This window comes from Rhizobium sp. C1 (assembly GCF_021026335.1).
Taxonomy (GTDB): domain Bacteria; phylum Pseudomonadota; class Alphaproteobacteria; order Rhizobiales; family Rhizobiaceae; genus Ensifer_A.
Map to the genome: position 1 here is coordinate 201580 of NZ_JAJNCY010000006.1, position 22346 is coordinate 223925.

Here is a 22346-nt window from a genome sequence, read left to right on the forward strand (position 1 = left end):
TCCCTCCATCGGGCTCAAGGTTCAACTCCAGAGGAGAAAGAAATGAAATCGCTTCTGACACGTATTGCGTTTGCGGCCGCCATGACGACGGTGCTTGCGACCGGGGCCTCGGCCGAAGACAAGGTCGTGAACATCTACAACTGGTCCGACTATATCGATCCGAAGATTCTCGAGGATTTCACCAAGGAAACCGGTATCAAGGTCGTTTACGACACATTCGACTCCAACGAAATTCTGGAGACCAAACTGCTGGCCGGTGGTACCGGCTATGACGTGGTGGTGCCGACGGCGAACTTCCTCGCCCGCCAAATTCAGGCCGGCGTCTTCCAGAAGCTCGACAAGTCGAAGCTGCCCAACATTTCCAACATGTGGGACATGGTCAACGAGCGTGTCGCCAAGTACGATCCGGGCAACCAGTATGCCATCGACTACATGTGGGGAACGAACGGCATCGGCTATAACAAGGACAAGGTGAAGGCGATCACCGGCTCCGACGATGCGCCGGGCCTTGACGCGATCTTCGATCCGAAGGTTGCGGCCAAGTTCAAGGAATGCGGCATCAACGTGCTGGATTCACCGCAGGACGTGCTGCCGGCCGCTCTCAACTATCTCGGTCTGAAGCCCGACAGCCATGATCCGAAGGATCTGGAGAAGGCAGCAGCACTGCTCGAAGCCGCCCGCCCGAACATCCGCAAGTTCCATTCCTCTGAATATATCAACGGACTGGCCAACGGCGATATCTGCATCGCCTTCGGCTATTCGGGCGATATGCTCCAGGCAGCCAGCCGCGCCGAAGCGGCAAAGAACGGCGTCCATATCGGCTATTCGATCCCCAAGCAGGGCGCGCAGATGTGGTTTGACATGATGGCCATCCCAGCGGATGCACCGCACAAGGACGCGGCTTATGCCTTCCTCAACTACATGATGAAGCCGGAAGTGATCGCCAAGGCGTCGAACTTCGTTTTCTACGCGAACGGCAACAAGGCCTCGCAGCAGTTCGTCGACAAGTCGATCCTTGAAGACAAGGACATCTATCCGGACGAGGCTCTGATGAAGAAGCTCTTCATCGTGACGCCGCTCGATCCAAAGACGCAGCGGATCGAAACCCGGCTCTGGACGAAGGTCGTCACCGGTCAGTAAGCAAGATCAAAAGGCCCGGGCTTGCTCGGGCCTTTTCTCTGACAATTGCCGTCCGTGTTCTCGGGGAGAGGGGATGCGTTCGGTCGCAGGAACCCTTTGAAAAATCCATAATCCGGGGAACATCATGAAATCTTTGGGCAGCATCCGCAGATCCTTCGCACCGTGGACGGATCCGAGCGCCAAGCCTTATATCTCGTTTCGTAACGTGACGAAGAAATTCGGAACGTTCGTGGCCGTCGATGACCTCTCACTCGACATCTATCATCGCGAGTTCTTTGCGCTTCTCGGCGCATCCGGCTGCGGCAAGTCGACCCTGCTTCGCATGCTGGCCGGCTTCGAACAGCCGACGTCCGGCGAAATCATCCTCGATGGCGTCAACATGGCCGGCACACCGCCCTATCGCCGGCCGGTCAACATGATGTTCCAGTCCTATGCGCTCTTCCCGCATATGACGGTCGAAAAGAACATCGCCTTCGGCCTCAAGCAGGACGGCATGCCGAAGAACGAGATCGCCGAGCGCGTGGCGCAGATGCTCAAGCTCGTAAAACTCGAGAAATTCGCCACCCGCAAGCCGCATCAGCTTTCCGGTGGTCAGCGGCAGCGCGTCGCGCTCGCTCGCTCTCTCGCCAAGCGGCCGAAGGTGCTGCTCCTCGACGAGCCGCTCGGCGCACTGGACAAGAAGCTGCGTGAGGAAACCCAGTTCGAACTCATGGACCTTCAGCAGGACCTGGGTCTGACCTTCGTAATCGTCACGCATGACCAGGAAGAAGCCATGACCATGGCCGACCGCATTGCCGTCATGAGCGCCGGCAAGGTCAATCAGGTGGCCACGCCTGCCGAGATCTACGAGGCGCCCAATTCGCGCTTCGTCGCGGACTTCATCGGCGATGTGAACATTTTCGATGGTCTCGTCACATCCTCAGAGAATGGCATGCTGGATATTGCTGTCGGCGAGGGTTTCACCATCCGCACGCCCATTGGCAACATGGATGTGAGAGGCGCGTCGCGCGGCTTCGTCATCCGGCCGGAAAAGATCCGGGTTTCGCGCGAGGCGCCCGCCAATGCCGGCATCAATTCCGCCAGGGGCGAAATGTGGGACATGGCCTATCTCGGCGACATGACAGTTTATTTCGTCAAGCTGCCCAACGGACAGACAGTCCGCGCATCCTCGCTGAATGCCCAGCGCTCGGTCGAGAATCCCCTCGGTTATGATGAAGACGTCTGGATTTCCTTCGACGGCGATGCCGGCGTGCTCCTGAAGGATTGAGATCATGGTCAGGCTCGTCAACGGCATCTTCAATCGTCTGGTCATCGCCATACCATTCGGATGGCTGCTGATCTTCTTCCTGGTTCCATTCATCATCGTGATGCGCATCTCGCTGTCGACGACCGCGATTGCCATGCCGCCTTACACGCCGGTCTTTGACATCGCAGGCGGCTGGGAAGGCATCAAGGATTTCCTTAGCCAGCTTTCCTTCGACAATTTCCTCTACCTGACGCAGGACTCGCTTTATCTGAAGGCCTATATTTCCAGCGTCACCATCGCCTTCTTCTCGACCTTGCTGACGCTGCTCGTCGGCTATCCGATCGCCTATGCGATGGCGCAGGCGCCGCGCACGATCAGGCCAACGCTTCTGATGCTGGTCATCCTGCCGTTCTGGACGAGCTTCCTGATCCGCGTCTACGCATGGATCGCGATCCTGAAGCCAGAGGGGTTCCTGAATCAGATCCTCCTTTATCTGGGCCTGATCCACGAGCCGCTGATCATCCTGAACACGAATGTCGCGGTCTATATCGGCATTGTCTATTCCTATCTGCCCTTCATGGTGCTGCCGCTTTACTCTGCACTCGAAAAGCTCGATGGAACGCTGATTGAAGCGGCCGAGGATCTGGGTTGCACACGGTTCCAGGCCTTCTGGAAAGTGACGTTTCCACTATCGCTGCCGGGCGTTGTGGCCGGCTTCCTGCTCGTTTTCATTCCGGCAACCGGCGAATTCGTCATCCCCGACCTGCTCGGCGGCTCCGAAACGCTGATGATCGGCAAGACGCTCTGGGCCGAGTTCTTCTCCAACCGCGACTGGCCGGTCTCCTCCGCCGTCGCCATCGTCCTGCTTCTGGTTCTGGTGATCCCGATCGCGCTGTTCCAGAACGCCCAGGCCAAAGCACAGGGAGAATGACGATGAACCGCTGGACACCCTTCAACAAGGTCTCGATCACCTTCGGCTTCGCGTTCCTTTATCTGCCGATCCTTCTGCTGATCGTCTATTCCTTCAACGAGTCGAAACTCGTTACCGTCTGGGGCGGCTTCTCGACCAAATGGTATGCCTCGCTTCTGGAAAACGAGGCGCTGAAAGATGCGGCATGGGTGACGGCGCGCGTCGCCTTCACGTCTGCGACGATCGCAACTGTGCTCGGCACGCTCGCGGCGCTGGCGCTGACGCGCTACACGAAATTCCGCGGACGGTTTCTGTTCTCGGGCATGATCTTCGCGCCGCTCGTCATGCCGGACGTGATTACCGGCCTGTCGCTGCTGCTCTTCTTCGTGGCGGTCAATCTCGATCGCGGCATTGTCACAGTGATCCTCGCGCATATCACATTCTCCATGTGCTACGTCGCCGTGGTCGTGCAGTCGCGTTTGCTGAGCTTCGATCGGTCGATTGAGGAAGCGGCGATGGATCTGGGCGCAACGCCTGTGCGCACCTTCCTGCAGGTGACGCTGCCGGTCATCGCGCCGGCGGTTGTCTCGGGCTGGATGCTGGCTTTCACGCTGTCGCTCGACGATCTGGTGATTTCGAGCTTTGCTTCGGGCCCCGGCGCCACCACGCTGCCGATGAAGATCTACAGTCAGGTCCGTCTCGGGGTCACGCCGGAAATCAACGCGGTCTCGACCATTCTGGTGACGATCGTGACCATCGGCGTCATCACCGCCTCGATCATCACCAAGCGCCGCGAGGTGCAGCGTCAGCGTGATGAGCAGGCGGCCTTTGCACAAGGCTGATTGGGGCGGTTGCGACGGCTGATCCGCTGTGGGTCAGCCGCGCTTGGCCTTGCCGCGCGGCGCGGGTTCGGCCGGTGCAAGCGCTTCCTGCGCCTCGCGCAGCTTGCGTAGGCGCTCGGTCTTCAGCTCTCGCTGGGCGGCTTCCTTCGCGATGATCTGGCGCGCCATGTGATCGATGGCGGACGCCTTGTCCTGAGCCGACATCTTGCCGGGCTTGAAAAACTGGTCTTTCGTAGCGGTCATGGTGTCCTCCGTCGTGGGTTGCGGTTCAGCGCGGGCGCACGGCCTTTTTGGGCATGGGCAGGAGCCCTTCGCGCTGCATCTGCTTCTTCTGGAGCTTCTTGTGCCGGCGCACCGCTTCGGCCTGTTCGCGCACGCGGCGTTCCGAAGGCTTTTCATACGAGCTGCGGGCCCGCATCTCGCGGAACACACCCTCGCGCTGCATTTTCTTTTTCAGAACGCGAAGCGCCTGGTCGACATTGTTGTCTCTTACGATAACTTGCAAAACGTCTCCTGCTTGTGATTGCTGTTACTTGCGGGTCCGTATGGCCGCCGCGTTGATCCAACTGGAACCGGTCTTGGGGCGCGAGATCTGCTCGGACGCAACGGCACTGCTGCCCGGCGAGGCGAGCGTGTCGATGTCGTCACGGCCGATGGTCCGGTCAAAGTTTTCGCCCGGAATGCGGACGCGATATCGAACCGCCCCGCTTGTCGAGACGGGCTGACAGTTGACGATGCGAACCGTGACCTGCTGCGAAACGCCCTGAAACGTCCGGGCGTGGAGGACGACCATGTCGTCCGGGGCATAGCGAACTTCCGACATGGAAATCTCCAGAAAAACAAAAGGCCGGGCGTTAACCCGACCTCTCACAGTCACTCAGCGAAGCTGCCAGTACATCCGTGGTCAGCCTCAGCGAATGACGAATTCACGCGGCGCGAAGGTTGTCGGCCGAGTTCTTGCCGGACTTGCGGTCCTGTACGATGTCGTACGTGATCTTCTGGCCGTCGTTCAGCGAACGCATCCCTGCGCGCTCGACAGCCGAGATGTGTACGAAAACGTCAGCAGAGCCGTTGTCGGGCTGAATGAAGCCGAAGCCCTTGGTGGAGTTAAACCACTTAACGGTACCAGTGTTCATAACGATTTCCTTTCGAAGCAATCGTTGTTGTTCCCGCGAAACCTCGCAGGATTGGATCGATGATTTGAGAGGAAATCCGACGGGAGCCTAGCTCTGTACCGACGTCACAAGCAACTTTCGATGGGCTTAAGATAGGCTTTATTGGAAATTTTACAATGGCCTCAGCCGATTATTCGTCGATTATTCGCGGGAGCGTAACGATTTCAGCCTTTAAGCGGCTGTATTCGTTCAGGAGTTTATTCTCAATATTTTCAAATTATTTCACGGTTCAACGCGAAAGACGCGCGATCGTCAGCCTTGCCACCGTCACGCCGGCGATCGTCATGGCGAGAAATTTCAGCCGCGTTGCCCAGGAGAGCGCGTCTGCAATCAGTGCTGCCGTGGCAGGGCTGGGCGAGGCCGGCGGAAACAGCATGAGGCCGAGCGCGTTCTCCGAATAGTCGGCAAAGCCGTAGAGAAGGGGAAATATCATCATCATCGGCAGCAGGTTCTGCGCAGGCCGGCCGTAAACCACCGCGCCCGGCGCAAGTCGTCTGATCAGAAGGATCAGAAAGACGGTCAACACTGCCGGAAGCACAAGGTCTGCCTCCAGATGCATGGCTCGCAGCACGTTGGCGGCCTCGGGCCGTGTGGCAAGGTAATCCTTCAGCGCCAGCAGGCTTTCCCGTGTCGAGGAGAAATCCTGATCAGGCATGCTACGCCCCTGCGTGAGCGACGCAAACAGCGCCGCGTCACGCAGGTTCATGAAGAGGAGAAGCGATGCCGAGACAAGACCCGTCAGCCAGAGCCAGGGGGATGATTTCAGGCTGTCGCCAAGCCGGAAGCTCACATGCCCCCCGGATAATTCGGGCTTTCGCGCGTGATCGTCACATCATGCGCGTGGCTTTCGCGAAGGCCCGCACCCGAGATGCGAACGAAGGTGGCCTTCTTCTGGAAGTCGGACAGGTCGACGCCGCCAACATAGCCCATGGCCGCGCGAAGACCACCGGCGAGCTGGTGCAGAACGGCCGAGACCGGCCCCTTATAGGGAACCTGGCCCTCAATGCCTTCAGGAACCAGCTTCAGCGTATCGCGCACTTCCGCCTGGAAATAGCGGTCTGCCGAGCCGCGCGCCATGGCGCCGACAGAGCCCATGCCGCGATAGGCCTTGAAGGAGCGGCCCTGGTAGAGATAGACCTCGCCCGGGCTTTCATCCGTGCCGGCCAGCAGCGAGCCGATCATGCAGGCGGAGGCGCCAGACGCGATGGCCTTGGCCAGATCGCCCGAGAACTTGATGCCGCCATCGGCGATCACCGGAACGTTTGACTTGTTGGCTTCCTCGACCGCGGCCATGATGGCGGCCAGCTGCGGAACGCCGACACCGGCGACGATGCGGGTGGTGCAGATCGAGCCCGGACCGATACCGACCTTGACGGCGTCGGCACCTGCATCGATCAGCGCGCGCGTGCCGCCAGCGGTCGCCACGTTGCCGGCGATGATACGGACCGAATTGGTCATCTTCTTCACGATGCCGACGGCGTCCAGAACCTTCTGCGAATGTCCGTGCGCCGTGTCGATGACAATCACGTCGACGCCTGCATCCAGCAGTCGTTCGGTGCGCTCGCGTGCGTCGTCACCAACGGAGATCGCTGCGGCGGCGCGAAGGCGGCCTTGCGGGTCCTTGGTGGCGTTCGGGTTCAGCTGTGACTTCTCGATATCCTTGACCGTGATGAGGCCGACGCAGCGACCATCATTATCGACCACCAGCAGCTTCTCGATGCGGTGGCTGTGCAGCAGGCGCTTGGCTTCCTGCTGTTCGACGTTTTCCGTCACGGTGATGAGCTTTTCCTTGGTCATCAGCTCGTGGATCGGCTGATCGGGATTGGTGGCAAAGCGCACGTCGCGGTTGGTCAGAATGCCGACCAGCTTGCCGGCGACGCCGCTGCCGCCGTTTTCAACGACCGGAATGCCCGAAATGCCGTGCGCCTTCATCAGCGCCAGCGCTTCAGCGAGCTTCGCCTTCGGGCCGATCGTGACCGGGTTGACGACCATGCCGCTTTCGAATTTCTTCACCTGCCGGACCTCTTCGGCCTGCGCGGCGGGCGAGAGGTTGCGGTGGATGACGCCGAGGCCACCGGCCTGCGCCATCGCAATCGCCAGACGCGATTCCGTCACAGTGTCCATCGCAGACGAGAGGATCGGCAGGTTCAATTCGATGTCGGAGGCGATGCGTGTCGCGATGTTCGTCTGACCCGGCATGATCTCCGAATGGCCGGGCTGCAACAGAACGTCGTCGAAGGTGAGGGCCTCGTGCCCGGTAGCGGATTCAATAATGCGCGCCATCTGCCAAATTCCTTTCGAATTGTCGAAATGCAAAAACAGCGGCAGCTTGGGAGCGGCTCCGCTGGGTTTCCATTTGTTCTGGAAGTTGGCGAGGGCTGGTAACATGATCATGACCGGAAGGGAATAGGAAAACGCTATCCACAGGCAGTTGCGTCATTTTGCGACCGTAGCTGCGCCGGTGCGCAACGTTCCGGATGGTGAAATTCCAGAAGCTGTACAGCTTTGTCGCGAAATCGACCGGGTCGTTAAAATGCGAGCTTTTCGTCTCAGAAAGTTTCAATCGGGCTTGTGCAAAGGTCTGCTCATGGCAACGAAGCCACTGTTTTAACTTTGGTATTTTAGGGACCTGACACATGAATGCTTTGAAGATGCGGGCCGATGCTTCCGAAATGCAATATGCACGCGAGCGTGAACTTCAATTCCGCATCGACACGCGCAGCAAGACGCAGCTGGCGCTTTGGGCCGCCGAAAAGCTCGGTCATGTCGATCCGCAGGCCTATGCTGACGAACTGGTGACGGAAGACATCATCAGGCGCGGTGGCGCTGTCGAGCGCCTCAACCGTGACTTCGCCGCTGCCGGCATCAAGGTTGACGGTGATGAAATCATCGCACGGCTGGCGACGACGTTGCGCCAGGTTGCGGCCGACATGGCGGCCTGAGCCAGATATTCCAAGAGACCAAGTGCTTGAGCCCGGAATTCAAGATCCGGGCTTTCGCATTTGTGTTGTCTGCCTGTGCGAATCTCTGGACACGAGGTGCGCCGATCGGTTGGATGGCATTCAGCCGAGGAAGGGGACAGCATGATCAGGCTTTATGGTTTCGGACCGGGCGTTGGGCAACCGGACCTCAGCCCTTTCGTGATGAAGGTGATGATTCTTCTGCGGATGGCCGGTCTGCCCTTCGAAAAGGTCGACGGCATCGGGGGCGCTCGAAAGGCTCCCCGCGGCAAGCTGCCCTATATCGTGGACGAGGGCCGTGTCGTCTCCGACTCGCGCCTGATCAGGCGCCATCTCGCAGACGCGCATGGTGTGGACTTCAGCGGCGGTTATGACGAACGGACCCTGATGCTTGGCCTGCTCGCGGAGCGGACGCTGGAGGAATCGAGCTATTTCATTGCGGTGGAGCGACGTTGGATCCGCAATGACGGCTGGTTGGTGATGGAGAAGGCCGCCTTTGGTGCGATGCCGGCGCCCATCCGTCTGCTGGTCGCACCGCTTGTCCGGCGCAGCATCCGGACGTCCCTGAAGGGCCAGGGCACCGCGCGCCTGAGCGACAGGGAAAACGATCGTCTGGCTGCTGAAAACACCCGGGCAATCGCCTGCCTCCTTGGCGACAAGCCTTATCTTCTGGGCGAACGGCCCTGCGGGTCGGACGCAACGGTTCTCGCTTTCGCCATCGCCGCCACATCCCGCGCCTTTCCCGGCCCCATTCGCGACGCCATCCTCGCGGAACCCAATCTTGCAGCCTATCGCAACCGGCTGGCCGCTGAATTCCTGCCGGAATGTAATATCGATCGCCTCTGAAACATTGCGAAGAATTCACTATTCAAGCCGTAATGCCCGCATTATGGATACTTCGTATTCCTTACAATAACAGAATGGTCAGCCTTGTTGCTGTCCTCAATGCTTTCCGGTTCCGTCATGCCTCGCATCGTCCCCATGATCCTCGCCTTCGCCTTCTTCATGGAGATGATGGATTCCACCGTGATCGCCACTTCGCTTCCGGCGATCGCCTCGGATATCGGCGTCAACCCGATCACGCTGAAGCTGGCGCTGACCTCCTATCTCGTGGCACTCGGCGTCTTCATCCCGATCAGCGGCTGGATGGCCGACAAGTTCGGCGCGAAAAACATCTTCCGCATCGCACTTCTCGTTTTCGTCCTCGGTTCCGTCGCCTGCTCGATATCGTCGAGCCTGCCGGAATTCGTCATTGCACGCTTCCTGCAAGGCATCGGCGGCTCGATGATGACGCCGGTCGGCCGGCTCGTGCTGGTGCGCGCGGTGCCGAAGAGCGAATTCGTTTCCGCCATGACCTGGCTCACCATTCCGGGTCTCATAGGCCCCATGGCCGGCCCGCCGCTGGGCGGCTTCATCACCACCTATTTCTCCTGGCACTGGATCTTCCTGATCAACGTGCCAATCGGATTTCTCGGCATCTGGCTGTCGTCGATCTACTTGCCGGACGTACCGCCGCGAGAGACCCCGAAAATGGATTGGCTGGGCTTTTTCTTGAGCGGCATTGCCGCCTCCGGCATCGTCTTCGGCCTCTCGGTCATCAGCCTTCCAGCCCTGCCACCAGTTGTCGGCATCGCGGCTACGGCCCTCGGCATCGTGACGCTGGTGCTCTATCTTCGCCACGCCCGGCGGGTTCCGAACCCGATCCTGACGCTGAAGCTCTTCCGCGACCCGGTCTTCCGGTTGTCGATCGTCGGCGGAACAATCTTCCGCGTCGCCAACGGCGCGCAGCCGTTCCTGATGCCGCTGATGTTGCAGATGGGCTTTGGTCTCAACCCATTCCATTCGGGCCTCATCACCTTTGCCGGTGCCTTCGGCGCGATGTCGACGAAGTTCCTCGCCACGCGGGCGCTGGCCGCCTACGGTTTCCGCGACACCATGATCATGGCCGCCGCCGGCGGCGCCGCGATGATCGGCATCGCTGTCTTCTTCACGCCGGACACGCCGGTCTGGCTGATCATCATCACGCTCTATCTGGCCGGCTTCACGCGGTCGTTCCTGTTCACCTCGTCGAACAGCCTGAACTTCACCTCGATCGCCGAAAACGATGCGAGCCAGGCCACCTCGATCAGCTCCGTCTTCCAGCAGATCGCCACCGCGCTCGGCGTCGCCGTCGCCGGTCTCATTCTGGAAGCGGGCGGTTGGTGGAGCGGGCATGCGCTCTCGCTCTTCTCCTTCCACCTGGCTTTCGGCCTCACGGCGCTGTTGTCTGCGGCCTCGCTCTTCTTCATCGTGGCCCTGCCACGCGATGCAGGGGCGGATGTGTCGGGGCACAGAGCCTATCAGGCGGGGTAAGGGCTACTCCGGTTTTTCGCAGACAGCAGCAATCTTGTTGCCGTCAAGGTCGCGAACAAATGCTGCGTAGAAATGGGCGTGAAACGGGCGCAGGCCGGGTTCGCCCTCGTCTAGGCCACCTTGTGCCAAGGCTGCGGCGTGAAAACGCCGAACCGCATCGCGGCTATCTGCCGTCAGAGCGAACGTAACGCCATTGCCGAAGCTGGCCGGCTTCCGATCATAGGGGCGCGTCACCCAGAAGCGGCAACGCGTGTCGCCGGCATGCGCATAACCAAGGGCGTCGTCTTCCGTTTCGCGGCGCGCATAGCCCAACTCAGACAGCACACTGTCGAAAAATGCCCCGGCTCTCGCCAGATCATTCGTTCCGACAGTGACATAGAGCAGCATTAGGCGTCCGCCTCCGCTTCGTCCTGTGCTCGCCCCTTGAACCCCTTGGCGAGCAGGAACATCTCGACCGATTCGGCGCGTGAGGCTCCGGGCTTCACATGGATGACCTGCCGGAAATTCTGCTTCAGCAGGGTCAGTAGGTCGTTTTCCGTGCCGCCCTGGAAAGTCTTGGCGAGAAAATGGCCGCCTTCGGCCAGTACCTCAATGGCGAAATGCGCGGCAACTTCGCACAGATGCATGGTGCGCAGATGGTCGGTGCGCTTGTGACCGGTCGTGGGTGCGGCCATGTCCGAGACGACGAGATCGGGCGCGCCGCCAAGCGCTTCCGTCAGGAGGTGAGGGGCCTCGTCCTGCAGAAAATCCATCTGGATGAAATGTACACCCGGCAGCGGATCCATTTCCAGAAAGTCGATGGCCGCCACGCGAATGTCATTGTCGGTCGAGTTCGTCACCTTGGCGGCGATTTGCGACCAGCTGCCCGGCGCGGAGCCCAGGTCGATGATCCGCTTGGCACCTTTCAGGATCTGGTGCTTGTCGTCGATCTCCAGCAGCTTGAAGGCGGCGCGGGCGCGATAGCCTTCGAGCTTTGCCCGCTGCACATAGGGATCGTTGATATGGCGCTCGATCCAGCGGCGGGAAGAAGCCTTCAGCTTTCCCTTCTTCACCTTCTGGCCGATCTTGCGGCCGGTGCGGTTTGGTGTGGATGGCGGTTTCGTCATGTCCTGTCCCCCGGCCGGCCGCGCAATGCGACGCCGCCGCGATGCCGCAGCCGCCGCCAGACGCCGTCATCGGCCATCATGTCGGTCAAAAGCCCTTCGCGCAGGCCCCGGTCCGCCACGCGCATGCGCGGCGACGGCCAGCGCCGGCGAATGGCCTCAAGAATCGCGCAGCCCGCCAGCACCAGATCGGCCCGATCCGGCCCGATGCACGGATTGGATGCCCGGCCGGCAAAATCCCACGAAAGGAGCTTGGCCTGCATGGCGCTGACCTCGGCGTCGGAAAGCCAGACGCCATCAACCTTGCGGCGATCATATTTGGAAAGGCCGAGATGAACCCCGGCCAGCGTCGTGACCGTGCCGGACGTGCCGATCAGATGGAACCCCGAATCGGGGCCATCGGCCAGTTCGCTGACATCGGGGCTTTCGAACCGCGCCAGCATGCCTTCCACTTCGCGCACCATGGCATCGAAGACGGCCGGCGTAACGTCGCGTCCGCCATGGCGCTCCGACAGCGTGACGACGCCGACGGGAAGCGATGTCCAATGGGTGATATGGTTGGCGAGCCGTGCCGAACGGTTCTCGCCCGTCTTGATGACGGCGATTTCCGAGGAACCTCCGCCTATATCGAAGAGCACCACCGAGCGCGTCTCGCGCCCGACCAGCGACGAACAGCCGGAAACGGCAAGCCGGGCTTCCGTTTCGCGATTGATGATTTCCAGTTCGAGCCCCGTTTCGGCCGTGACACGGCTCAGGAATTCCTCGCCGTTTTCCGCTGCCCGGCAGGCCTCGGTGGCAATCAGCCGGCGCTTGCGGATGTTGCGGGTCGAAAGCTTGGCGGCGCAGATCTTCAGCGCCTCGACGGACCGCTCCATCGCCTCCTCTGAAAGCCGCCCGCTGGACCCCAGGCCTTCCCCCAGCCTGACGATTCGCGAAAAAGCATCGACGACACGGAACTGACCGGGCCGGGTGGGCTGCGCGATCAGCAGGCGGCAATTGTTCGTGCCGAGGTCGAGCGCCGCATAAAGATCGTTCGGCGGCAAGGCCCGCTCGGCCTGCGGCTGCTGACGCACATCATGGGCCGGTTGTGGCCGCGTGACGGCAGGGCTTGCGCGATCGGACGACGCCGCAAGCGGACGCCCCTGCAGGGAGCGACGATTGCGCTGTTGCTTTTTCTTGGGTCCGGGAGCGCGTGGATCAGGCTGCGTTTTGGCCGCCTGCTGCTGTTGCGTCGTCTGTCCACCCTTCTTCCGGCGGCGCTTGCGCTTGCGCGCGCCGTCCTGACCCGGCTGATGATCAAGAGCAGACTGTTGATGAGAGCGCTCGGGCTCGCCGGATTTCGCCGGCGGCTGGCCGTTTGCCTGTGGGACGGACGCCGCGCGGCTCTTGCCGCTACGCCTGCGCCTGCCCCGGCGGGAAGTTGGTTTCCCCGGGCTGCCAGTACGGTCGAACGCCCCGTCGAATGACGGCTGAGAGCCGTTCGAAGGGTCTTCCACGTTCAAATATCCATGTCGCCGCGCAAAATCTCTGTGTGAGTTGCAGCAGGCTGTTACAAGTTTCGTTGACCTGATTGTAACAGCGCCCAGCCTTTTCGCCAAACGTTTTTCACGAAACCGCCGCAAACCAGCCCCCGACAAAAAAAATTCACATCAGGTATTTGCACCGGCCAATCTTTTGGTTATAAGCCGCCACACCGAAGCGGTCGCAAGCACTTGCCGACCCGCTTGAAAGGCTGTTGGGGAATAGGTTAACGGTAGACCCACGGACTCTGACTCCGTTAGTCCTGGTTCGAATCCAGGTTCCCCAGCCAATCTTCTTAAAGTGCTTTATTTCAGTGACTTAAGCGAGTTAAGAGATTCGCTGCCGGAGCAGTTTTCCGGCCTATGAAACCGGACCAGCATTGCCGTTCCGTTTGGATTTTGCACGGCGCACTTGTTATTGACCATTCCGATTGATGGCAGATGTAATGTTGTGCGCATCTGCCGGTCGGATCAAATGCACTCACAGCGCCTACAACGCAAGCAAATCGCCAGGAGTAGGGGAACGGCAGCGATCCTGGGAACGGCCGTATAATGCGTTGACTGCGTGCCCATCTCCCTCAAAGGCGCGCTAGCCCCGGTGAGACATCCAGATGGCACCACCTCTGCTACGGGAACGTCTTTTCGAGCTGCCCCTGACGAGCTCAGTCCAGACCTGTTGAGTTCTAGGGTCGAGACTCAATCATTTTGTCCGCCATATGATGATTGCCGCGATAGCGACGGCGGATGAGAAGTTGGAAAAGCCGCTGCGCGGCGGGGTGCTGTGACTACGGACATTTTCCGGTGCTTCATCGCCATCAGTAACTTAAAGCGCCGGTTCTTCAGTCCATGCTCTTGATCGGCGCACGTCCAGCTCTAACCGCGGTTGACTGCGCCCGGCTTGCACAGTTCATGAACTTCATTCAGGACTATGGGAAGCTCATAGATACGGTCCATGTGCCTATCGTCGGGGGAGACGTGGAGGGGGTGACGGCAATTATACGGAACGTCTTGGCTTTGGGAAGATATGCGTTGCATCAGGCGCTGCCGGAGTGCACTCCCGCCGCTCCGAAGTCACCACCGGCGCTCCAGGCGATCCCGGTCGTCGGGTGTGACTTGGATAACCCGACGTCGATCCCCAACAAGGAGACGCCGTCGAAATCGAAAGCAGCGGCGCTCAATCACGCACCCGCAGCGCCGAGCGCCTTGGCGACACCACGGAACTTATCGAGTGCCAGTTCCAGGCTCTCCACCACCTCGGCTGCGACCTCGTCTGGTGGCGGCAGCAGAGCGGGGTCGTCGAGACTGTCGTCCTTCAACCAGAAGATATCGAGATTGACCTTGTCGCGCGCAAGCAGCGCGTCCAGCGGATAGCGCTTGAAGCGCTCGCTTTCTTCTCGCTCGTGCCGGCGGCCGGATTTGTAGGAGGCGACGAAGTCATCGAGATCGGCGCGCACCATGGGGCGTTCCTTCAGGGTGAAGCGCTTGTTGGTTCTGAGATCGTAGATCCACAGATCCTTCGTTGCAGCCTGCTCCGAAGGCGGCTTCTTGTCGAAGAAGAGAACGTTGGCTTTCACACCCTGCTTGTAGAAGATGCCGGTCGGCAGGCGCAGCAGCGTGTGGAAATCGAAATTCTGCAACAGCCGCCGGCGGATCGTCTCGCCCGCGCCGCCCTCGAAGAGCACGTTATCCGGCAAAACGACGCCGGCCTCGCCGGTGGGAGCCAGCACGGTCATGATGTGCTGAAGGAAATTGAGCTGCTTGTTCGAGGTGGTGACGAAGAAATCCTGCCGGTCGTAATCCTCGCGCTCGGTGTCGATCTCGCCGTCGTCGCGGATGACGCGATAGCTCTGCTTCTTGCCGAAGGGCGGGTTGGCGAGCACCACGTCATAGGTCCTGCCGCCGGCGCCCAGCAGCGCATCCTTCGCCTCGACGATGGATTCGACGCCTGTAATGCCGTGCAGATAGAGGTTCATGGCCGCAAGCCTAACGACCTCCGGCACGATATCCGCGCCGGAAAACTTGTTCTTCAGCGCCGAATAGACCGCGCGGTCGCGCGCCTTGGGGTGCTTCTTCATGTGCTCCCAGGCGGCGAGCAGAAAGCCGGCGGTGCCGCAGGCCGGGTCATGCACGGTCTGGTGCGGCTCGGGATCGACGACCTCCACCATGGCGTCGATGACCGGGCGCGGGGTGAAGTATTGCCCGGCGCCGGATTTCACATCCTCCGCATTGCGCGCCAAAAGCCCCTCGTAGATGTCGCCCTTGACGTCCACCGGCAGGCCGAGCCACGTCTCGCTGTCGATCAACCCGACCAGACGTTTCAGCTTGGCGGGGTCCTGGATCTCGTTCTGCGCCTTCAGGAAGATCGCCCCGATGATCCCGCCCTGTTTCGACAGCGTTTCGAGCAGCTTGCCATAGGCGGTGCTCAGCGCCTCGCCGGAGAGATCGCGAATGTCGGGCCACGCGGCGCCCTGCGGCAGCATGGAGGCCTCGCCGATCTGCGTGACGCGCTCGTCATCCATCTTGAGGAAGAGCAGATAGGAAATCTGGCTGATATAGGCCTGATAGGACACGCCCTGATCGCGCAGCACATGGGCGAAGTTCCAGACCTTTGCGACGAGTGTTTGGGAATTCATGCGGCTGGACTTTCGGTTTCGGTAAGATGAATTTCATATTCAAAAGATGTGCGCGGCGCTTGCGGGCCGAGGGAGCGGCAGCGGTATTCATCGAAATAGATGACGGTCCAGTCGGGCAGCGCCTGCTTGATGGCCTGGGCGATCTGCCGTCCCTCCTCGGAAAAGGCCTGCCAGTCGATCGTCACCGGCGGATCTGCAAAGGCGTCGTCCTTCTCATACCAGTCCTGCCAGGCCATCACGCGCGCCTTGAGCGCATCGGAAAGCGGCAGCAGGTCGTCGAGTTCCATGGGAACGCCCTCCCGGTCCCAGATGCCCTCGCAGCCGATGTCGCAGAAAACCCGAACCCAGCGTCTGGCCAGAAAGTCCTCAACCTCCATGGCCGGCCTTTCCACGCCCACGGCGTCTAGGGTTCGCCTTCGGCACGGCTTGCCGCAGACGTTCCAGCATCTTGGCTGCCGGCTCATCTGCCGGGTCCTGCGGCACAAGCGTTCCCTCGAAGGCGGATTTCAGGATGGCCTGGCGGAGGCGGGAGGCGTCGGCGGCTTGTCCTTGAAGGAGTGTCTGGCAATCGGAGAAGCTGCCCATTGCCTGCTTGACCCTCTTCAAAATCTCCGACGCCTCGTTTGGCGGCGGGATTGGTATTGGCGTAAGCTTCAGGGACTCGCCTGACAGGCCTTGCTGACCCGCGGTTGTTTTGATGTTGGAGGCGATATGTTTCCTGCTTGACCCGGTATTGACCGCGAGTTCGAAAAACCCTGCGTGATCCTGAATAGCAGGATCCAATCTAACTCTAATGATTTTGTCCGGGTAGTAACGTGGAACTCCACTATACAAAGCGCCCACGCCGACTAGGTCGGTTGAACCATTATATCTTGTGAACAAGAGATCACCTGTCGTGACTATGGCGTCCTTGGCGTCAACAGCCTGATCCTCAGAAAGATATCTGATCTGCGTTTCATCAACCCACATCGGTCGCACAGCAGAGATGCGCAAAATCTGAAATTGGTTTTGGTTCGCTCTCGGAGCTGCCGATGTGCCATTTCTCACACTTGAGGCGACCTCGTCCAAAGTCGCCCAAACCCAGCCGTCCGGCAGGTCCGGCAAATTCGATGTGTCGAGTGTCGGGGTTGCGACAGCGCTTTTGCCGCGCCCCTTGGCCGGGGTTGCGGCGCGTTCGGCCCTGATGCGGGCCAGAAGATCGTGGCCGGTTTCTGCGGGCTTGTGGGTTTCGCGCCAGTCGCGGGTGAGTTCTCCGGTGACGGCGGCTTTCAGCAGGGCGCGCCGGAACGTCTCCAGCCCCTTGCGTGCCGCCTCAAGCGCCACCTCACCATCCGCGATCTCGGCAAAGAGGGCATCGATGCGCTCTACGATGCGGCGCTGTTCGGGGAGAGGGGCGAGGGGAACAGGAAGGCGCTCAAGAGCAGAAACTTCGATGCTGTTGACGGTCGTTCCGTCCTTGGAGCAATCCTCAAGGACTCTCTTATTCGCGAGCTTTAGATATCGGGCAACAAACGTCGGGTTCACACCTTCACGCGGCGTCAGCGCTCTCAAGTCCTGGTTCAGAGTAACAGTTCGGTCGGTCACGGCGACTGGGAACGTGTGACGAAGAATACCTGATCGCATCACCATCAGTATCGTGCCCTGTGGCACGTATTTGGCCGAGGAGTTATCGACTGCAGCTTCTGTAATGCGATCTTCTGTGTCACCGATGACGTCGACCTTCATATCCTTCGGTGAGACCCAAGGTATGCTGCCTCCCGACCAGAATGCCGGGTTTGCTTTCGATGGGGTTCCGCCGCCCGTCCAGGTGCCGAGAGCATCCAACGTCCTCCAACACCACCCCTCCGGCAGCGTCCAAGGTTCATCCTCCGACCCGCTCGCGTCTGCCGCCACTCTCATATCCATTACGCCACCAGGACTTCCGTCAGTTCATCCAGCAATTCCGGCAGCCGTTGTCCGAACAGCCCCCGTGCCTTTATCATGCCGCCGCGGCTGGCAAATTCCGGGGCTTCCATGATGTCTTCCGGACGGATTTCGATATTCACCGCCAGATGATCACGGATGGCCGTCAGCCAGGCGCGTTGGTCGTCGCTATAGGTTCGCCCCGCCTTTTCCTCGCGGCCGAGCCAGAGATTGAAGCGCCCGGCCACCAGCGATGACAGCGGCTCCAGCGATTCTGTCTCTCCCATAGCATAGCGGACCAGCATGACGATATCGGCCAGCGTCCCCGCCGGGTTGCCGCGGACCTTGTCGGCAGCAAGCCGCCGGTAGGCGCGCCAGATATCGACGGGCTCCAGCAGCCACGGCGGACGCTTCAGCGCCTCGCGCAGATCGTCGACCGCCTCATAGGTGAGCCGCTTCTGCGCGTAGGGCCGGTGATAGAGAATTTGCAGGGCGACAAGCTCGTCCTGCTTCTCGTCGAGAAAGGTCTTGAAGCGGCTCACCGTATCGCCCGCCTTCGCCGCGTCCCAGCCGGAGGAGACGACGGCATCGGTCGAGATGGTATCGATGCGGATATCGGCCGCCGCCTTGACGTCCTTCAGCAGCGTGCGCAGCGTCGGATCGTAGAAGAGCATCGCCGCATCTTCCTTGACGGCGTCTTTTGCGCGTTTCTGCTCGGGCTCGGGCGCCGATTTCGGCACATGGGCGGCCAGCGCATCCGGGTCGATCGCGTCAAGAAGCCGTGAGGCCAGCGCCTTCAGGTCCAGCCCGCCCGTCGCCTTGACGATCGCAGCGCGGTCCTTCTCGCCGATGCGCCGGTCGAGGGCGGAGAGGCGCGCGGCCAGCGTCGCAAAGGCATCGTCATCGCGCCGGCCGGCGGCGATCTCCTCAATCAGCTTGTCGAAGGCGATGGCGCGGTTGCGCTCCAGCGGCTGCGAGATGCTCTTGAGGCTTTCCGATACGCCCACCGCATCGACCAGCACGAAGCGCGTCTTGGCATCCGCGTCGGGGGTGACTTCGCGCAGCTTGTCGGGGCTGATCGTGCGCGCGCCTCGCCCCTTCATCTGCTCGAAATAGAGCTCCGACTTCACGTCGCGCAGAAAGATCAGCGCCTCCAGCGGCTTCACGTCCGTGCCCGTGGCAATCATGTCCACCGTGACGGCGATGCGGGGATTATAGTCGTTGCGGAAGGCGCGGATGAGCTGTTCCGGGTCGGCTCCATCGACCTTGTAGGTGATCTTCTTGGCAAAGTCGTTGCCCTTGCCGAAAACGTCTCGAACGATCGTCACGATCTCCTCGGCGTGGTGATCGTCCTTGGCGAAGATCAGCGTCTTAGGCACCTCGGAGCGGCCGGGGAAAAGCTCGGTGAAGAGCGAGTCCCGATAGGTTTCCAGAACCGTCCGTATCTGGTTCGGCACCACCACTGTCCGGTCGAGCTGGTCGGCGGTATAGGCGAAATCCTCGTTCAGCGTTTCATAGCGCTCGGCGCGGGTGCGCTTGTCGCGCACGGGCAGGTCATAACCGGCCTTGACCGTCGATCCGCGCTCGCCGATCTCCGTCCTGATCCGGAAGATCTCGAAGCCGACATTGACGCCATCGACGACCGAGCGCTCGTAAGGATATTGCGCGACGAGATTGCGCCCGAAGAAGCCGAGCGTGTGCAGCGAGGGTGTCGCCGTGAGCCCGACGATGAAGGCATCGAAATAGTCGAGCACCTGCCGCCAGGTGCCGTAGATGGATCTATGGCATTCGTCGGTGATGACGAGATCGAAGCTTTCGATCGGGATCGACGGATTGTAGGTGACGAAGCGTTCCTGCCCGGGACCCTGTCCACCGGCGACGCCCTCGAAGGCGGAGGTCTCTTCCTCGTCTTCCGCGAGTTCCTTGCCCGTCAGCACCGAATAGACACGCTGGATGGTGGACACGACAATCTGTGCATCCTTATCGATGCCGGCGCTGCCGAGCTTCTGCACATTGTAGATTTCGGAGAAGGACCGCCCGGTGCCCGGCGGCCGGTAGGCCAGATATTCGTCGCGCGTCTGCCGCACCAGATTGGCGCGGTCGGCGAGAAATAGAATACGCTTGAAGCCTGCATGCGCCAGGAGGCGATAGCTGAGCGTTGCGGCCGTGAAGGTCTTGCCGGCGCCTGTCGCCATCTGCACCAGCGCGCGCGGATGGTTCTGCGCCAGCGAGTGCTCGAGATTGGTGACGGCATCCACCTGGCAATCGCGCAAGCCATCCTCAACCAGCGCCGGCATGTGCTGCAATCGCGCCCTCAGCGTCTGCGGCTCGCGCAGCCACAATTCCAGCGCTTCCGGGCGGTGAAAGGCAAAGACACGACGCGACGCCGATTGCGGGTCGGCAAGATCGCGAAACAGGATCTCGCTGCTGGAGGCGACATATTCAAAGCGAACCTGGCCTTCCTCGCGAATGAGATGGCCCGGCATGTCCTGAATGTAGCGCGCGGCCTGATCGGAAAAGCCGGACAGTGTCGTCCCTTCCGCCTTCGCCTCGATCACGCCGCAGATCTTGCGGCCGACAAACAGCGCATAATCGACCGGCCCCGACGCCGTCTGAAACTCCCGCACCGCAACCCCCGGCCCCGCGCCGAGATTCATCGCCTGCCGCGACTGAACCACCCAGCCACACGCCGTCAGCTGCCGGTCGATCAGCGACCGGGCCAAGTCCTCTGGATGAAATGCGGCGTCGTTCATGGGGGCACATTATGTATGGTTGTGCAGAAATGGAAGTGCGTTTAGAAGCTGCTGATCTAGCAAGAGATCATAGGCATGGCGAGATCCGAGAGCGCGAAGGTTGAGGTCGTCGAAAAGGCGCATTGTCCGACTTGCGACCGGGAGCAAAACTGCACGCTGCACGGGCGCGTGGACAAGCGTTGGGAATACGACGATCGCATGGGCCACTCACTTGTAGGAGGCGACGAATACAGTCTTCTGGAGTGCCGTGGCTGTGAAACTGTTTTCCTTGAGACGAGCTCTTGGAACGAGAACGATATAGACCAATGGTATGATCATGGCGGCAATATCGTAACCGAGCCAAATTACACTAAGGTCAATCTTCCCCGCCCGTCGACACGCCGACGGCCTGATTGGGTAGATAAAGTCGGTAAGTTGAACCCGACGCTCTTCTACATCTTGGACGAGACCTACCGCTGCTATGACGAGAAATGCCTCACGTTGGCAGCTATTGGGCTGAGGACCGCGTTGGATAGCTGCTTCACAAGCGTTAATATTGATGCCGCCAAATCGTTCCAGGAGAAGCTGAAGGAGCTGAGGGACAAGGGTTATATTGGCGACACGGAACATCAAATTCTGACGGTGTTGACGGATGCTGGAAACGCCGCGGCCCACCGCGCCTGGTCTCCGACTGAAGAGGAAACCACTCATCTTCTCGATGTGCTGGAGAATTTCATGCATCGCGTGATCATCAATGGCAATCAGGCACTGGCGATGAAGGACGGCATTCCGGCGCCGCGGAAGCGAAAGGCGAATAAGCACCAACCTCTCGAGTAGCGACGAGCGAAGATCGAGCACGTTGCAGCATGTGAATGTGCGGTCGATCCCGGACCCGCTAGGGTCGAGACTCAATCAATTTGCCCACCATATGATGACTGCCGCGATAGCGACGGCGGATGAGAAGTTGGCGGCGAGTTTGTCGTATCGTGTGGCGATGCGCCGCCAATCTTTGAGCCTGCAGAACATTCTCTCGATGATGTTTCTGGCTTTGTAGGCGAGCTTGTCAAAAGGGTGAAAGCGTCGGCGTGTGGGGTTGTTCGGAATGACCGGCAAGGTTCCGCGTTCGGTGAGAAACTGGCGCAATCCGTTGCTATCATAGGCGGCATCTGCGGCCAGGTGCTTTGCTGGCGGCAAGGGTGCAATCAATGCCAGAGCGGCTCGCACATCACCCAACTGGCCAGGCGTGATCTCGAATGCCAGCGGTCGACCTTTTGCATCGACTACCGCGTGGATTTTGGTGGTGCGACCGCCACGAGACCTGCCAATCGCCTGCGCGTCCGCCGCCCTTTTCCTCCGCCTGCGGAGCGATGAGCTTTGGCGGTGGTGCTGTCGATTGCTTGGAATTCACGTCCATCCATGGCGACAAGGGCCGCCAGAATGCGGTGCCAGACCCGCCGGCCCGACCATCGATGAAAGCGGTTGTAAATCGTCGTTGGGGGTCCGTACTGCGACGGACAATCCTGCCATCGGCAGCCAGACTGGAGCACATGGATGATGCCGCTAATCACACGACGGTCGTCAACGCGACGCGCACCAGCAGCATTCCTCGGCAGCTTGAGCAGACGACCTTGAAGCGAATGGTTTCAATCTTGGTGTCGGGGCCGAACCGCCAGACGAGTTGCAAAATGTCGCTCTGCGACAGCCTCTCACAGCTTGCGTATTCGAAAAAGACTGCCAGCCGATCGTCCACCACATCGCGCAGCGTCCGGTCTTTCGGGTTTCGGTTGTCTTCAAACTTCGGGTTCGGCGTGGGTTAACAAAATAGGAACAA

The 22346-nt window shown here is 60.4% G+C and carries 23 protein-coding genes and 1 tRNA gene; 9 read left to right on the top strand and 15 right to left on the bottom strand.

The window, feature by feature from the left end; all coding sequences use genetic code 11:
• Positions 1-42: 42 nt before the first annotated feature.
• The 4 genes from LQK83_RS14605 (at position 43) to LQK83_RS14620 (ending at position 4138) form a co-directional block, all read left to right on the top strand.
• Entirely contained in the window at positions 43-1140 is a 1098-nt protein-coding gene (locus tag LQK83_RS14605) for a polyamine ABC transporter substrate-binding protein (protein ID WP_269065600.1), read from the top strand.
• A 124-nt stretch (positions 1141-1264) separates the two neighbouring features.
• Positions 1265-2407 carry an ABC transporter ATP-binding protein gene (locus LQK83_RS14610; protein WP_230838122.1) on the top strand — a complete coding sequence of 381 codons (1143 nt, stop codon included), beginning with the start codon at positions 1265-1267 and terminating at the stop codon, positions 2405-2407.
• A 4-nt stretch (positions 2408-2411) separates the two neighbouring features.
• Complete coding sequence (locus tag LQK83_RS14615; protein WP_230838123.1) at positions 2412-3317, top strand: ABC transporter permease subunit; 906 nt, start codon at positions 2412-2414, stop codon at positions 3315-3317.
• A 2-nt stretch (positions 3318-3319) separates the two neighbouring features.
• Positions 3320-4138 carry an ABC transporter permease gene (locus LQK83_RS14620; protein ID WP_230838124.1) on the top strand — a complete coding sequence of 273 codons (819 nt, stop codon included), beginning with the start codon at positions 3320-3322 and terminating at the stop codon, positions 4136-4138.
• A gap of 33 nt (positions 4139-4171) precedes the next feature.
• Here LQK83_RS14620 and LQK83_RS14625 read toward each other — a convergent pair whose 3' ends face one another.
• The 6 genes from LQK83_RS14625 to guaB form a co-directional block, all read right to left on the bottom strand.
• Positions 4172-4381 (bottom strand): hypothetical protein, encoded by a 210-nt coding sequence (locus tag LQK83_RS14625; protein WP_230838125.1) that lies wholly within the window; start codon positions 4379-4381, stop codon positions 4172-4174.
• 25 nt (positions 4382-4406) lie between these two features.
• On the bottom strand, positions 4407-4643 hold the full coding sequence (gene rpsU / locus LQK83_RS14630) for a 30S ribosomal protein S21 (protein ID WP_230838126.1): 237 nt from the start codon (positions 4641-4643) through the stop codon (positions 4407-4409).
• A 24-nt stretch (positions 4644-4667) separates the two neighbouring features.
• Positions 4668-4961, bottom strand: a complete 294-nt coding sequence (locus LQK83_RS14635) for a cold-shock protein (RefSeq protein ID WP_230838127.1) — start codon at positions 4959-4961, stop codon at positions 4668-4670.
• Between the two features lie 103 nt (positions 4962-5064).
• A complete protein-coding gene (locus LQK83_RS14640) occupies positions 5065-5274 on the bottom strand; it encodes a cold-shock protein (RefSeq protein ID WP_109855694.1) in 210 nt (69 codons plus the stop codon).
• 268 nt (positions 5275-5542) lie between these two features.
• Positions 5543-6103, bottom strand: coding sequence for a hypothetical protein (locus tag LQK83_RS14645; protein WP_230838128.1), 561 nt, complete (start codon positions 6101-6103; stop codon positions 5543-5545).
• The gene (guaB, locus tag LQK83_RS14650; RefSeq protein WP_230838129.1) at positions 6100-7596 is read right to left on the bottom strand and encodes an IMP dehydrogenase; all 1497 of its coding nucleotides are present in this window, start codon (positions 7594-7596) and stop codon (positions 6100-6102) included. Before guaB ends, LQK83_RS14645 begins: the two co-directional genes overlap by 4 nt.
• A gap of 353 nt (positions 7597-7949) precedes the next feature.
• Between guaB and LQK83_RS14655 the strand changes: the two genes are divergently transcribed.
• The 3 genes from LQK83_RS14655 to LQK83_RS14665 all read left to right on the top strand — a co-directional run bounded on the left by LQK83_RS14655 (position 7950) and on the right by LQK83_RS14665 (position 10625).
• Positions 7950-8255, top strand: coding sequence for an ATPase inhibitor subunit zeta (locus tag LQK83_RS14655; protein ID WP_230838130.1), 306 nt, complete (start codon positions 7950-7952; stop codon positions 8253-8255).
• 141 nt (positions 8256-8396) lie between these two features.
• Complete coding sequence (locus tag LQK83_RS14660; RefSeq protein ID WP_230838131.1) at positions 8397-9119, top strand: glutathione S-transferase family protein; 723 nt, start codon at positions 8397-8399, stop codon at positions 9117-9119.
• 117 nt (positions 9120-9236) lie between these two features.
• Positions 9237-10625 (top strand): MFS transporter, encoded by a 1389-nt coding sequence (locus LQK83_RS14665; RefSeq protein WP_230838132.1) that lies wholly within the window; start codon positions 9237-9239, stop codon positions 10623-10625.
• A 3-nt stretch (positions 10626-10628) separates the two neighbouring features.
• Here the strand turns inward: LQK83_RS14665 and LQK83_RS14670 are convergent, their stop codons facing one another.
• Genes LQK83_RS14670 through LQK83_RS14680 form a run of 3 tightly spaced genes read right to left on the bottom strand, consistent with a single transcriptional unit; the run spans position 10629 to position 13224 of the window.
• Positions 10629-11012, bottom strand: coding sequence for a VOC family protein (locus tag LQK83_RS14670; RefSeq protein ID WP_230838133.1), 384 nt, complete (start codon positions 11010-11012; stop codon positions 10629-10631).
• Positions 11012-11731 carry an RlmE family RNA methyltransferase gene (locus tag LQK83_RS14675; protein WP_230838134.1) on the bottom strand — a complete coding sequence of 240 codons (720 nt, stop codon included), beginning with the start codon at positions 11729-11731 and terminating at the stop codon, positions 11012-11014. The genes LQK83_RS14670 and LQK83_RS14675 overlap by 1 nt, the downstream gene beginning before the upstream one ends.
• Positions 11728-13224, bottom strand: a complete 1497-nt coding sequence (locus LQK83_RS14680) for a Ppx/GppA phosphatase family protein (protein ID WP_230838135.1) — start codon at positions 13222-13224, stop codon at positions 11728-11730. Before LQK83_RS14680 ends, LQK83_RS14675 begins: the two co-directional genes overlap by 4 nt.
• A 240-nt stretch (positions 13225-13464) precedes the next feature.
• On the opposite strand from LQK83_RS14680, the gene LQK83_RS14685 reads away from it, so the two are divergent.
• Positions 13465-13538: transfer RNA gene (locus tag LQK83_RS14685), tRNA-Gln, on the top strand.
• 888 nt (positions 13539-14426) lie between these two features.
• On the opposite strand, the gene LQK83_RS14690 is transcribed toward LQK83_RS14685, so the two are convergent.
• From LQK83_RS14690 to LQK83_RS14705, 4 genes are read right to left on the bottom strand one after another with little or no spacing between them, the layout of a single operon-like run.
• A complete protein-coding gene (locus LQK83_RS14690) occupies positions 14427-15881 on the bottom strand; it encodes a class I SAM-dependent DNA methyltransferase (RefSeq protein ID WP_230838136.1) in 1455 nt (484 codons plus the stop codon).
• On the bottom strand, positions 15878-16258 hold the full coding sequence (locus LQK83_RS14695; protein WP_230838137.1) for a hypothetical protein: 381 nt from the start codon (positions 16256-16258) through the stop codon (positions 15878-15880). Before LQK83_RS14695 ends, LQK83_RS14690 begins: the two co-directional genes overlap by 4 nt.
• A complete protein-coding gene (locus tag LQK83_RS14700) occupies positions 16248-17786 on the bottom strand; it encodes a restriction endonuclease subunit S (protein ID WP_330166285.1) in 1539 nt (512 codons plus the stop codon). The genes LQK83_RS14695 and LQK83_RS14700 overlap by 11 nt, the downstream gene beginning before the upstream one ends.
• Positions 17786-20536: a type I restriction endonuclease subunit R gene (locus LQK83_RS14705; RefSeq protein WP_230838139.1), complete on the bottom strand. Its 2751-nt coding sequence runs from the start codon at positions 20534-20536 to the stop codon at positions 17786-17788. The genes LQK83_RS14700 and LQK83_RS14705 overlap by 1 nt, the downstream gene beginning before the upstream one ends.
• Positions 20537-20611: 75 nt before the next feature.
• On the opposite strand from LQK83_RS14705, the gene LQK83_RS14710 reads away from it, so the two are divergent.
• The gene (locus LQK83_RS14710; RefSeq protein WP_230838140.1) at positions 20612-21352 is read left to right on the top strand and encodes a DUF4145 domain-containing protein; all 741 of its coding nucleotides are present in this window, start codon (positions 20612-20614) and stop codon (positions 21350-21352) included.
• A 75-nt stretch (positions 21353-21427) separates the two neighbouring features.
• On the opposite strand, the gene LQK83_RS14715 is transcribed toward LQK83_RS14710, so the two are convergent.
• Both LQK83_RS14715 and LQK83_RS14720 read right to left on the bottom strand, forming a co-directional pair.
• A protein-coding gene (locus LQK83_RS14715; protein WP_442966770.1) for an IS5 family transposase occupies positions 21428-22137 on the bottom strand; the annotation gives its coding sequence in 2 pieces (ribosomal slippage) (positions 21428-21856 and positions 21859-22137; 708 coding nt in all).
• On the bottom strand, positions 22080-22268 hold the full coding sequence (locus LQK83_RS14720) for a hypothetical protein (RefSeq protein ID WP_230838141.1): 189 nt from the start codon (positions 22266-22268) through the stop codon (positions 22080-22082). Before LQK83_RS14720 ends, LQK83_RS14715 begins: the two co-directional genes overlap by 58 nt.
• Between the last annotated feature and the right edge of the window lie 78 nt (positions 22269-22346).

Excerpts from the sequence above, each read along its gene's own strand:
- LQK83_RS14605 (WP_269065600.1), top strand. The coding sequence starts at position 43 with ATGAAATCGCTTCTGACACGTATTGCGTTTGCGGCCGCCATGACGACG.
- LQK83_RS14610 (WP_230838122.1), top strand. The coding sequence starts at position 1,265 with ATGAAATCTTTGGGCAGCATCCGCAGATCCTTCGCACCGTGGACGGAT.
- LQK83_RS14615 (WP_230838123.1), top strand. The coding sequence starts at position 2,412 with ATGGTCAGGCTCGTCAACGGCATCTTCAATCGTCTGGTCATCGCCATA.
- LQK83_RS14620 (WP_230838124.1), top strand. The coding sequence starts at position 3,320 with ATGAACCGCTGGACACCCTTCAACAAGGTCTCGATCACCTTCGGCTTC.
- LQK83_RS14625 (WP_230838125.1), bottom strand. The coding sequence starts at position 4,381 with ATGACCGCTACGAAAGACCAGTTTTTCAAGCCCGGCAAGATGTCGGCT.
- LQK83_RS14635 (WP_230838127.1), bottom strand. The coding sequence starts at position 4,961 with ATGTCGGAAGTTCGCTATGCCCCGGACGACATGGTCGTCCTCCACGCC.
- LQK83_RS14640 (WP_109855694.1), bottom strand. The coding sequence starts at position 5,274 with ATGAACACTGGTACCGTTAAGTGGTTTAACTCCACCAAGGGCTTCGGC.
- guaB (WP_230838129.1), bottom strand. The coding sequence starts at position 7,596 with ATGGCGCGCATTATTGAATCCGCTACCGGGCACGAGGCCCTCACCTTC.
- LQK83_RS14655 (WP_230838130.1), top strand. The coding sequence starts at position 7,950 with ATGAATGCTTTGAAGATGCGGGCCGATGCTTCCGAAATGCAATATGCA.
- LQK83_RS14660 (WP_230838131.1), top strand. The coding sequence starts at position 8,397 with ATGATCAGGCTTTATGGTTTCGGACCGGGCGTTGGGCAACCGGACCTC.
- LQK83_RS14665 (WP_230838132.1), top strand. The coding sequence starts at position 9,237 with ATGCCTCGCATCGTCCCCATGATCCTCGCCTTCGCCTTCTTCATGGAG.
- LQK83_RS14670 (WP_230838133.1), bottom strand. The coding sequence starts at position 11,012 with ATGCTGCTCTATGTCACTGTCGGAACGAATGATCTGGCGAGAGCCGGG.
- LQK83_RS14675 (WP_230838134.1), bottom strand. The coding sequence starts at position 11,731 with ATGACGAAACCGCCATCCACACCAAACCGCACCGGCCGCAAGATCGGC.
- LQK83_RS14690 (WP_230838136.1), bottom strand. The coding sequence starts at position 15,881 with ATGAATTCCCAAACACTCGTCGCAAAGGTCTGGAACTTCGCCCATGTG.
- LQK83_RS14695 (WP_230838137.1), bottom strand. The coding sequence starts at position 16,258 with ATGGAGGTTGAGGACTTTCTGGCCAGACGCTGGGTTCGGGTTTTCTGC.
- LQK83_RS14700 (WP_330166285.1), bottom strand. The coding sequence starts at position 17,786 with ATGGATATGAGAGTGGCGGCAGACGCGAGCGGGTCGGAGGATGAACCT.
- LQK83_RS14705 (WP_230838139.1), bottom strand. The coding sequence starts at position 20,536 with ATGAACGACGCCGCATTTCATCCAGAGGACTTGGCCCGGTCGCTGATC.
- LQK83_RS14710 (WP_230838140.1), top strand. The coding sequence starts at position 20,612 with ATGGCGAGATCCGAGAGCGCGAAGGTTGAGGTCGTCGAAAAGGCGCAT.